Annotated in this window: 11 protein-coding genes and 1 riboswitch; of the genes, 10 read left to right on the top strand and 1 reads right to left on the bottom strand. The window is 44.9% G+C overall.

Features of this window, described 5'->3' with window-relative positions:
- Nucleotides 1–60: 60 nt before the first annotated feature.
- Nucleotides 61–852 (bottom strand): archaetidylserine decarboxylase, encoded by a 792-nt coding sequence (gene asd / locus BM210_RS01510; protein ID WP_091163790.1) that lies wholly within the window; start codon nucleotides 850–852, stop codon nucleotides 61–63.
- Between the two features lie 205 nt (nucleotides 853–1,057).
- Between asd and BM210_RS01505 the strand changes: the two genes are divergently transcribed.
- The 10 genes from BM210_RS01505 (at nucleotide 1,058) to BM210_RS01460 (ending at nucleotide 11,485) form a co-directional block, all read left to right on the top strand.
- Complete coding sequence (locus tag BM210_RS01505; protein ID WP_091163788.1) at nucleotides 1,058–2,023, top strand: acetylxylan esterase; 966 nt, start codon at nucleotides 1,058–1,060, stop codon at nucleotides 2,021–2,023.
- 218 nt (nucleotides 2,024–2,241) lie between these two features.
- Nucleotides 2,242–2,997, top strand: a complete 756-nt coding sequence (locus BM210_RS01500; RefSeq protein ID WP_143100974.1) for a Cna B-type domain-containing protein — start codon at nucleotides 2,242–2,244, stop codon at nucleotides 2,995–2,997.
- A 205-nt stretch (nucleotides 2,998–3,202) separates the two neighbouring features.
- Nucleotides 3,203–3,308: riboswitch (TPP riboswitch) on the top strand.
- 107 nt (nucleotides 3,309–3,415) lie between these two features.
- Nucleotides 3,416–4,003, top strand: a complete 588-nt coding sequence (locus BM210_RS01495; RefSeq protein WP_091163785.1) for an ECF transporter S component — start codon at nucleotides 3,416–3,418, stop codon at nucleotides 4,001–4,003.
- Complete coding sequence (locus tag BM210_RS01490; protein ID WP_091164667.1) at nucleotides 4,003–5,520, top strand: ABC transporter ATP-binding protein; 1,518 nt, start codon at nucleotides 4,003–4,005, stop codon at nucleotides 5,518–5,520. Before BM210_RS01495 ends, BM210_RS01490 begins: the two co-directional genes overlap by 1 nt.
- Nucleotides 5,521–5,544: 24 nt before the next feature.
- Nucleotides 5,545–6,354, top strand: a complete 810-nt coding sequence (locus BM210_RS01485; protein WP_091163784.1) for an energy-coupling factor transporter transmembrane component T family protein — start codon at nucleotides 5,545–5,547, stop codon at nucleotides 6,352–6,354.
- Between the two features lie 47 nt (nucleotides 6,355–6,401).
- Complete coding sequence (gene tenA, locus BM210_RS01480; protein WP_091163782.1) at nucleotides 6,402–7,073, top strand: thiaminase II; 672 nt, start codon at nucleotides 6,402–6,404, stop codon at nucleotides 7,071–7,073.
- Nucleotides 7,074–7,380: 307 nt separating this feature from the next.
- On the top strand, nucleotides 7,381–8,985 hold the full coding sequence (locus BM210_RS01475; protein WP_091163781.1) for a spore germination protein: 1,605 nt from the start codon (nucleotides 7,381–7,383) through the stop codon (nucleotides 8,983–8,985).
- A complete protein-coding gene (locus BM210_RS01470) occupies nucleotides 8,982–10,160 on the top strand; it encodes a Ger(x)C family spore germination protein (RefSeq protein ID WP_177237572.1) in 1,179 nt (392 codons plus the stop codon). The genes BM210_RS01475 and BM210_RS01470 overlap by 4 nt, the downstream gene beginning before the upstream one ends.
- A complete protein-coding gene (locus BM210_RS01465) occupies nucleotides 10,157–10,381 on the top strand; it encodes a hypothetical protein (protein ID WP_091163778.1) in 225 nt (74 codons plus the stop codon). Before BM210_RS01470 ends, BM210_RS01465 begins: the two co-directional genes overlap by 4 nt.
- Before the next feature lie 15 nt (nucleotides 10,382–10,396).
- Nucleotides 10,397–11,485 (top strand): GerAB/ArcD/ProY family transporter, encoded by a 1,089-nt coding sequence (locus BM210_RS01460; RefSeq protein ID WP_091163776.1) that lies wholly within the window; start codon nucleotides 10,397–10,399, stop codon nucleotides 11,483–11,485.
- Nucleotides 11,486–11,708 lie beyond the last annotated feature (223 nt).

Genomic DNA, 11,708 nt, shown 5'->3' with positions numbered 1-11,708 from the left:
TAAATAAATAGCCTAGAGTATAGGCAATGCCGAATACTCCAGGCTAGATAGCTTCAAGGTTTATGATTTACGTTTAACGAAACCGAGGATTTGTCCCATTTTGACTTTACTGCCTACCTGCAGATCAGTGCGACTTTCGAATGTATCGGTCTCCATCAGAAGAACGACTGTGGAACCGAATTGAAAATAAGCAAGCTCATCCCCGCGTCCTGGACGCTGCGGCAAGGGAGAGACGTATTGAATACTGCTGACATTCATCGCTCCTACTTTGACAACTGCGATTTCTCCGTCCTCATGCTGCATATAAGTAATCAGCCTTTCATTCCGGCTTAATACTCTGCGCATTTGGCGGAGACCGAACTCATTGACCGGATATACCTTGCCCGGGATGTGTTCTTTTTCAATAATATCGCCCTCAATAGGAGTATGAATCCGGTGATAATCGGTTGGGCTGAGATAAAGCACGAAGTAAAAACCATTCTTGTAGCTGACAGCCCGCGGTGAGAAATTCAGCATTTCATCAATCGTGTAGTCCTGTCCCTTGACATTAAGAATTAAGCCCTCGCTGATCGGCCCCATGCCGGTAATAGCAGCATCAACAGGGCTTACTACGATATGTGGAGCCGTGTCGATGGGACGAAGGCCATTTTTTAATCTGCGTGTGAAAAAGTCATTTAAAGACGTATATTCGTTCCATGGTTTCTCCGCATCTTCCAGCCGGATACCATAAACACCGGCAAAGCGAGGAATAAGCTTGCGGCTTACTTTGGATTGAGCAAATGCTCCTGTAACCCGGGATATCGCTTTACGTGAATAAAGCTCTGTCAGTAAGCGAAAAAAAGATTTCATCATGAATGCATTTCACCTATTTCTTGTCGATTGGATACTAACGAATATCTTGACACATAACCTGCTGCAACGCAAGGAAAAAGAACCTTTTTATGTAGGCTGCTGGAGGCATGGTCATGGATAAAAATAGATTGCGTGCTTAGAAATAGTTGGTACAATAAGCAAGAGATTCATTTTATTCAATTATATTCATGAGGAGCTGTTCCATTTGCCTAATGTAGATATGCCCTTAACCCAACTTCGCGATTATAAGCCTGAGCTTACGATCGAGGCTGATTTTGACTTGTTTTGGGATAAAGCCAAAGCGCTTTCAAATCAGAAACCATTAAACGCACAAGTGAGTCTGGTACAAGATCATCCATTAAAATCGATATCCATCTATGATGTAGTTTTTGATGGGGCTGACGGCACCCCGATTCATGGCTGGTACGTGACACCCAAGGGAGACCATCCTAAAGGAACCCTGCCTGTTCTAGTGAAATATCATGGATATTCGGGAAATCGGGGATATCCGAATGAGCTGCTGCAATGGGCTTCGATGGGAATAGCAGCATTGGCAATTGATGTGAGAGGACAGGGTGGATCAACGCCGGATAAAGCCGAATATCCGCAGGGAGGTATTGCCGGTTGGATGACATTGGGCATATTGGACCCAACTGCTTACTATTATAAGCAAGTGTATCTGGATTGTATTCGGGCTATTGATTTCGTATGCTCGCGTGAAGAGGTGGATGCCAATCGGATTGCGGTATATGGAGGCAGTCAAGGCGGTGGGTTGGCACTGGCCGCAGCAGGGCTGGATTCTCGACCGAAGCTAGCTTTACCTGTCTTTCCATACCTATGCCACTTCCGCCGTTCCGTAGAGATGCATGCTTCCGGACCTTATGTAGAAATCAAAAACTGGTTCCGTCGTTTTGACCCCGAGCATCTGCACGAAGAACAGGTATACAAAACGCTCAGCTATTTCGATGGTATGAACATGGCATCCCGAATCAAGGCTAGAACCTTGATGGCGATTACTCTGCAGGATATCGTTTGCCCGCCTTCTAGCTGCTTCGCAGCCTACAACCATCTGGCAGGGGAAAAGGAAGTTCGCTTGTACCATGATTATGGACATGAGGGACTGCCTTTCCATGAAGAAGCGATGATGCGTTTTGTGGAAGCTTATTTATAAGAGGAGTTTGAAAAACTAACAGGCATCGTGAATATTCGCTGCTTATATAGAAAGTATAGGGGCCGTTCACTTCCAAGTAGGGGGTGAGCGGCTTTATGTATCGGTTTAGACTATTTTCAACATCATTAGACAAAATATTTCTAAAATATTCTTTATATTACTCTATAATATTACAAAAAGTTTATAATGATAGGAATACATATAAATAGGAGTGAAAAATGATGAAAAAAGCACTAAAATTTTTAACAGTTTCTATTATGCTTTGGGCTTGCTTGTTGGGTCTGTCTTCAATGGCATTTGCTGATGCAGCGATGGATTTTGAAATCACATCAGTGGCTTATGAGAATGGGGTATTGACCGCGGTTGGTAAGTTCCAGAACACAGGGGACAAAAGCATTGCCGATGTAACGAAAGTAGATGTTAAAATTATCCTTCATAACGATGCTGGTGATTCCAAGGAAGTAGCCAATCATTACTTCACAGACTTGAAGCTGAATGTCAAACCAGGTGAAGCAGTTGATTACACCTTGACTTTCTCTGATGTACCAGAGTACACGGATGCAACTTCATGGACTGCTGAAGAAGGCGATTGGGAATTTACATACATTGAAGATGCACCTGCCGCTGAAGAACCAGCTCCTGCACCAGCTGAGGAAGCTGCTCCAGCAGCGCTTGATTTCAGCATCACATCCGTTTCTTACGAAGATGGCAATCTGACTGCTGTTGGTAATTTCAGCAACACAGGCGGTAAAAACATCGATGAAGTTCAAAAGGTAAGTGTAAAAATTATTCTTCATAATGATGCTGGTGATTCCAAAGAAGTAGCTAATCAATATTTCACGGATCTACCTTTGCATTTGAAACCAACTGAATCCAAAGAGTACACTTTGATTTTCAACGGTGTGCCTGAATACACAGATGCAACTTCATGGACTGCTGAAGAAGGCGAATGGGAATTCACATTCTTCGAATAAGCGATAAGAGCCATGATTGTAAATTATTTTCAATTTAACGAAATTACGGACAAGCCTGATTCTGGGCTTGTTTTTTTTGTATAGATAATCTGATCTCGCAAGAAAAGCTGCTGCTTAGACACGGATGCTTCTTTTTCGAAGGGGGTTCGATCGGGAGCTTTTCTTATTTGATCGTTGACATTTTGAACAAACCTGATAATATGAATGTTGTCACTAGGGGAGCCATTTGGGCTGAGACTGAATCGATAGATTCTAAACCCTCTGAACCTGATCTGGGTGAAACCAGCGTAGGGAAGTGGAGAGCACTCGAAGCGTGTAACGGATTCATACATGCAGACCACTTCCGATAAGGGAGTGGTCTTTTTGGCACTCACTTATCGGTTCAAACAGCCCCCGTAATCGAAGGAGTGGGTTTTATATGTCCAAAGGTTTAAAACTGACCGATATTTTGGTCACAGTCGTTATCTCTGTTGTTTTTGCAATTATTTATCGCCTGTGGGGGGATGTCTCCAATGTGGTGAAACTGGCAGGCTTGCAGCTGGATCAGTTGATGTACGGAGTATGGTTTATGGCGGCTGTTGTAGCTTTTCTGATCATTCGTAAGCCAGGCGTAGCGCTGCTTGCTGAAATTGCTGCAGCTTCCGGCGAGCTGATCGCAGGCTCCCAGTACGGGGTTGAAGCGTTAACCTATGGGATCGCCCAAGGACTCGGAGCTGAATTAATATTTCTGTTGTTGGGTTATCGCCGTTTCACAATCATGGCCGCTTGCTTGGCTGGTGTGGCTTCGGCCGTTGCATCACTTGTGTTTGATGCCTTCAAAGGGTATCTGCTTGATCTTGAGTCCTGGAATTTGATCTTGTATTTTGGTTTCCGAATTATCGGGTCGATCTTCTTTACAGGACTGTGCTCGTATGGTCTTGTTAAAGCGCTGGAGGCAACGGGCGTTACTCAATTAGTCCGTCCTGCAAGTCGGGCTGACTTCGATGCATTGGAACGTAAGCCATGATGGACGTATGTGCCTCGGTCCATGGCCTGCGTTTGAAGTTCGCAGGAAGCCCTACCCTGCAGTTCGAGGATTTATTTATTGAAATGGTTAAAGGGCAGAAGGTGCTGCTGCTGGGACCAAGCGGCTGTGGGAAGTCTACTCTGCTGCAGGTACTCACAGGGTTAATTCCGCAGGCGATTGAGATTCCGATGAAATGTGATGCTATACAGATTCCACCCTCCTGGGGTTACGTGTTCCAAGATCCGGATACGCAGTTTTGTATGCCATTTGTGGATGAAGAGATGGCTTTTGTACTGGAGAATCTGGGGGTTCCGCGAGCAGAAATGCCGCAGCTTATCCAGAGTGGACTCCGGGAGGTCGGACTGAATTTTGATGAAAATCATGTAGCGATTGGCTCCATGTCGCAAGGAATGAAGCAGCGGCTGGCCATTGCTTCTGTGCTCGCTTTAAAGCCGGAGGTGCTGTTCCTGGATGAGCCGACCTCACTGCTCGATCCGGAAGGAACCCGAGAAGTATGGGATACGATCAAAGCAGTCGGGCAGGACAAGACGATCATTATTGTCGAGCATAAAATTGATGAGATTATCGATTTTGTTGATCGTGTCGTCTTGTTTAATAAGTATGGCGAGATATTGGCGGATGGAGCTCCAAAACGGGTTTTTGCCGATTATAGTGCAGAGCTTCAGGAGTATGGCATATGGTATCCAGGAGTATGGCAGCATTACACGGCAGACCCTGCCTATATGGAGATAGCAGGAAGAAGACGGGGCCATGAACAACACAGCAAGAATACATCGGCTTCGATGGTTGATGCAGAGTCGGTAATGCTGCATAGCTTCAGTGGATATCAAGGACGTCGGGAAACCAAGATCACAGTCGCTGACCTAAGCCTGACAACTCAGGAATGGGTTGCCGTTGTCGGTCATAATGGCGCCGGTAAAAGCACGCTGCTGCAGGCTATGATGCAGTTAATCCCGACTAGCGGCAGCTACAGGCTGCAAGGACAGCAGGTACGAGGCTTTAAAGATGTGGCAGAGACAGCAGCTTATGTATTCCAAAATCCTGAAATGCAATTTGTGACCAACTCGGTACTCGATGAGGCGGCATTTGGCTTTAAGCTTGATGGGAAGTCTGACTATACTCGCAGAGCGGAGGCATTGCTAGCTGAGTTCGATCTATTTAGTCAGAGGGATCTACATCCGTACCAGCTTTCGCTTGGACAAAAACGTCGGCTAAGTGTTGCCACTGCAATGGTCAAGGATCAGAAGCTGCTGCTGTTGGATGAGCCAACTTTCGGGCAGGATGCTGCCAATACCTTCGCCATATTGGAAATGCTGGAGGCATGGCGGCAAAAGGGAACGACGATTGTTATGGTCACACACGATTTGGATATTGTCCGTTATTTTGCGACCCGGGTGTGGGTCGTGGAGCATGGGAAGCTTACAGCTGATCTTAGCCCTGCAGACTATATCAACAATAATACGCAAATGCTCACAACGATAGCTGCGTCCAAGTGAAGGCTGATAAGGAAGTGGAATATTGTGCATCATACGTTGGATTTCAAGGAGACCTGGCTGCACCGTGTCAATCCCGGCTTGAAGCTGCTGTTGTCGATCGTCATGTTTTTTGTCGTGCTGCTTACCGACAATATTAATGTACTGGTTAATGTTACAGCGGCTCAGCTATTATTGCTGCTCTGCTGCTCAGGTCACCCGCTGCGCAGGCTTTTGCTGTTATTAGTGCCATTTGGTCTGTTATTTGTCTCCTCATCGATGTCGATGATGATGTTCGGTAAAGGAGACGCGGTTTGGCTGCAATGGGGACTTGCACGTGTGACTGAGGAAAGCTTTTTTCGTGGTGCGCATATTGGTTTGAAAACCGTCAACATGGCGTTGAGTGGCTTATTGTTTGCGCTGACGACCCGCCCGGTTGCTTTATTTTATTCATTAATGCAGCAGGGCAGGCTGCCGGCCAAATATGCTTATAGCTTTATGGCAGCACTGCGGCTCCTGCCTATGATGATTGGCGAGTTTCAAACTCTGCAGATGGCGATGAAGGTTCGCGGCGTAAAGCGGCGTATCGGCTTTCGCGGTGTATACGATACGCTGAAGGTGTATGCCATCCCACTGCTGGCACAGAGCATTCGCCGCGCACAGCGGATTGCTGTAGCTATGGAAGCGAAGCGTTTCTCGACTGGACGTCAGCGTACTTATTATTATCGTATCGGCTTTTCCGTTGCGGATTTAGGCTTGATCCTGTATTTGGCTGTGATGCTGGGCGCTGCTTTGTATGCCGGACAGCATGCGCCTTATTTTCAGATTGGTGATGTTAGATATCAAGTGAACGGATGACTTATATTTTGGTGGATGAGAAGAAACAACATAGGGAGGTACCAACCATGAAGTTCAGTGATCAATTGCGTCAAGCTGTTGATGTAAGCTGGCAGGCCAGCTTTGAGCATCCTTTTGTACAAGGAATCGCCAAGGGTACACTGCCATTGTCCTGCTTTCGTCATTACTTATTGAACGATGCTTATTATTTATCTCAATTCGCTCGGGTTCAGGCGCTTGGAGCGGCCAAGGCCGACGATTTGTATGACTCCAATCGAATGGCTGCGCATGTGCAGAGTACGTATAATGCGGAATTGTCACTGCATGAGGACTTTGCCAAACAGTTAGGTATTTCCTATGAGGAAAGAGCAGCCTTCGAGCCATCACCAACGGCTTATGCCTATACATCACATATGCTGCGTGCCGCTTATTCCGGACATTTAGGCGATATTATAGCGGCGATACTGCCATGCTATTGGTTATATCATGAAATTGGCGAGCGTCTGCAGGCATACAGGCCCGAAGAGCCGATCTACAGTCAGTGGATCAGCACCTACGGAGGTGAGGCCTTCGGTGAACTGGTACAAGAGCAAATTGACCGATTGGACAAAATTGCTGTGCAGGTCACAGATGCAGACCGTGAGCGAATGAAGCAGCATTTTGTCATTAGCAGCCATTATGAATATAAGTTCTGGGAGATGGCTTACACGCAAGAAGTATGGCCTACTTATGGCGCTTAAAAACTAAAATCTATGAAGCAAAATTGGCTATTATCGATAAACTTTATAACAAGCTGTGAATGAAGCGGGTAATCCTGCGTCGTTCACAGCTTTTTTGTTGACTATTACTATACCTGTCATTCTTGTACTAAGCAGGTCACTTCGTGGAGATACTTAATAATATGTGAGCTGTTTTATTTTTACAAGATTGGAAAGTGTTATTGTGGCCGCTCTACTCATTTATTTTAAATTGAAGCCAGCTTTGGAGATTAAGATCACATACGCAAATATATCGCAATTACAGCTATGACGAGAGGATATACACATCATGTCGTTATTTCACTGGCTTATGAAAAAGCAAATTAGAAAGGGTTTAAAGCAACAGAACCATGAGGCCATACCCAAGAAACAAGGAACGACCGACTCCGACATTGCCATAATAAACGCGGGACAGCTGAAGAATCGGCTGAACTGGATTCGTCAGCAGTTAACCAACTGTTCCGATGTGGTTTATCACACCTTTGTAGCGGGCCCCGACCAAGCATGTGCTTTGATCTATTTGAGAGGCATGATTGACCAGAAAACGATTCAAGAAGAAGTTCTGGCTCGTATCTTATCCCTTCAAGCTCAAGACGCGAACCAATTCCGCAATCAAATCTTCAATCTAAAGCAGCTGTCTGTTACCGATCTTACAGAGCTATCAACCTTGCAGGAGGGAATAACGGCTGTTCTCAAAGGACATGCCCTGCTGCTTGTTGAGAGTGAACAGAGAATGATCGAATTCCCCTTCACTTCTTACCAGACAAGATCGATTGTAGAAGCTCCTAATGAAGCTGTTCTACGGGGACCGCGAGAAGCTTTTATCGAAGACTTGGAAGTGAATCTGACCCTGATCCGAAGAAGGCTGAAAACACCAGATTTCAAAACGGAAATGATGGTGATCGGAACCAGGACACAAACCAAGGTCGTAATCGCTTATGTTCACGGAATTTGCAAGCAAGAGCTAATAGATGAAGTAAATAAACGACTATCGGAAATTGAAATCGACGGTGTTTTAGCAGATAGCTATTTGGAGGATTTTATAGAGGATACGCCATTCTCGCCTTTCCCGCAATTACAGTATTCCGAGCGTCCGGATACAGTTACAGCTTCCCTATTAGAGGGACGTGTGGCAATTATGGTGGATGGCTCGCCAATCATTTTACTTGCACCGACCACATTGTTCATGCTGATACAGTCAGCTGAGGACTATTATCAGAGGTATATTGCAGCGACATGGATTCGCTGGATTCGTTATATCTTTCTCATGGTTTCTCTATTATTACCCTCCATTTATATCGCAGTAACCACGTTCCATCCGGAAATGATCCCGGCCAGGCTGCTGATCACGGTAACCTCATCCAGAGAAGTTGTACCCTTTCCGGCTCTCATAGAGGCCTTTATGATGGAGATTTCTTTCGAAGCCTTGCGGGAAGCAGCAGTGAGAATCCCTAAAGCGATCGGTCAGGCTGTATCTGTTATCGGAGCTCTCATTATTGGAACTGCTGCTGTTCAAGCAGGGATTGTGTCGGCAGCGATGGTTATTATTGTTTCCTTAACAGGCATTGCCTCCTTTATTAGTCCTCACTTTGATCTGGGTTTGGCCTTTCGGCTGCTGCGTTTTCCAATCATGATTTTAGCGGGGATTTTCGGTTTATTCGGAATTACCTGCGGGATGATTCTTATCTACCTTCATCTCATCAATTTACGCTCGTTTGGAACACCTTATTTGTCCCCCTTTGCGCCTTTGGTGATCAGTGATCTTAAGGACACCTTCTTAAGAGTGCCTTGGTGGTTAATGAATAAACGCCCAACCTTATCGGGAGCCAACCGTAAAAGACAGCAAGCCGATTCTCGTAAATGGGCACAAGTACAGGAGGAGAATGGGGATTGAAAACGATATTTGTTGTACTGTCCCTGCTTTTACTTACAGGCTGTTGGTCATCCGTGGAGTTAAATGATCGCGCTTTTGTGAGAATGATGATTCTGGATAAAGCCAAATCGGGCATCGAGCTATCGCTCGACTTTTCATTGCCGAACCGTTTAATTCCAGGGTCAGCAGGAGGATCAGGAGAGCAAACCGGTAAACCGTACACATACATTACGGAAACAGGAATTGATATCAGTGAAGCTTATCGAAAAATTCAATCCGATTTGTCACGCAAAATCAGCTTCGGGCAAACACGTGTGATTGTGATTGGCAGACAATTGGCGGAACAGGGAATTGAGCCTACTCTGGATTTTCTTGCTCGTGAACCCGCGATGCATATTAACGCCTATTTGTTTGTAACACCCGGAAAAGCAAGGGAAATCGAAGCTATCGCGGCCTTATTCGAAAGATTCCCTTCTGACATCTTAGCTGCATATGGCGAAAAACACGTGATCATAGATACCACTGTCAAAGATTTTCTTGCGGCGAATTATAGCGGGGGAGATATGGTTGTGCCTATGCTCAGATTTGGAACGAAAAGTATTCCAAGCGAAAAGGAAAAAGAACAACAATGGATGGGAACCAGTGGGGCGGCTATTTTTAAGCAGGGGAAAATGGTAAGTACATTAAATACAAGTGAAATGCGGGGGGGACTCTGGATCCTTGGAAAACTGAATAATGCGGAGATTTCGGTCCCTTCTCCGACCGATGGCAAACCGGTAAGCTTTATGGTCCAAAGGGCAGATACCCGAATAAAACCGCGAATCAAAGAGGATCAAGTCGAAATACAAATCCAAAGTAATGCCGAGGCTGAAGTGCTGTCATCGAACTCGAATATTAACTTACAGGACTTAAAACAATTAGATAAACTCGAACAAAGCCTTAATAAAACAGTCAAAAAGCGAATTACAAGTGCGGTTGACAAGTCAAGAGCAGTAGGCTCAGATGCTTTTCAATTTGGAAATTATTTGGATTGGCATTATCCGGTGAAGTGGAAAAGCATTAAGCCTCAATGGCGTGATATTTATAGCAGCCAAATGAAATTAGACGTACAAACGGATGTTAAGATATTGCGTCTGGGTACATTCCAGCATTCTATAATGGAGTCATCGGGCTCAAATTCGGAGGTAGAACATTGATTATCATCGGCATCTTGTTTGGCACTATTATTGGCTTCGAGTGGCGCTATATGGTTACAAAAAAACGCAAACAACGCACGATTGGATATGTACTTGGCACCGCGGCTTTGTTATTTCTCGCCTTAGAAACCATATTTATTTTCAGGGATCAGTGGACGATCGGGGACACCATCCAAACGGTATTTGCACCCTTAGAAAAAATCATTCGAATGCAGGAATGAAAGGGAGGATCATAATTGGAACGAGTATCCCAGGCACAGATTTACATGCTGTTCTCCCATTTTTTGTTTACAACGACACTTGGTTTCTTCTCGAATACCCTTGTGAAAAATGCTCGTTATTCGGCCTGGGTTTCCTTACTTATAGGCGCCACCGTAGGAATTGTGATTACTTATTTCGCTTATAGGCTGGCAATCAAAAGGCCAACTCAATTTCTCGGAAATTACGGAAAGGATATTTTGGGGAAATGGCTGCACTACCCACTGATCCTCTTATTGATTGGCTCTTTCTTGTTTGCGGCAGCAACTGTTATGCGGCAATTGCAGGATTTTATGGTTGAAGTTTATTTGCCCGCCACTCCGGGATGGGCTGTTTCTGCAATGTTCGGATTATGCGTTGCTTATGCTGTTCGTTCCGGTATCGAAACGATTTTTCGCAGTTCACAGGGGATCTTTGTCTTGAGCGTAGCTGGTGTTCTGATTGTTCCTTTTTTTGTACACAAGGAAATCAATTATCGTATGGTTATAGCGATGATCAATCATTTTGATATGAAAGGTATTTGGAATGGTGCCTTTATGATGGCAGCACTTTATGCAGAAATGGCGTTTATTCCGTTCCTGTTTCCGTATTTTACAAATAAAAACAAGACAATGAGATCGATAACTTGGGCGGTGGTTACGTCGGTTATTATTGTACTAACCAACCTGATTTCAATGATTTTGGTTTTTGGCCCTGACCTAACAGCTAATCTGCAGTACCCACAACTCGAACTGATACGTTATATCCGGGCTGGGGCCTCACTTGAAAATTTGGATCCTGTGCTTATTGCGATCTGGTTATCAAGCTTGTTTATCAAAATTAGCTTGTTTTTATATTTAGCTGTGCTCTGCTTAACGCATACCTTCTCGTTAAAGGACCACAAGCCTTTCTCATTATCCATGACGGTTATGATGGTGGGCGTATCTTTATACATGGTCAAGTCGAAACCAGAATTTGACGCCTTGTATAGACACGGAGAATTCACTTTTCTCTTAGTTACTGAATTGATTCCAATTGTGTATTTATTGGTGGATCGGATCCGTTCTTCTCGTGTGAAGCAGGGATAGTCAGGTCGGAGCCTGTTCGTCGCATAACCATTGAATACGTTATTCATGTTTCCGTCAGCTCTTGGAAATAAACGGTTATTTAGTGCATCTAAAACAAGCTAAGTCAAAGGGCACCGCCCCAGGCTTAGCTTGTTTTGCTATGCTCTCTTCTCTTTTCAGAGGAGTCAGGTGAATACTAAGCGAAGCGGTCGTAGTGTTCTGGAGAAGCGGTTATAGAATCCAT

This window comes from Paenibacillus sp. 1_12 (assembly GCF_900114475.1).
Classification (GTDB): domain Bacteria; phylum Bacillota; class Bacilli; order Paenibacillales; family NBRC-103111; genus Paenibacillus_S.
Note: the sequence above shows the minus strand (reverse complement) of the source record. Positions and strands in the feature narration are given on the sequence as shown.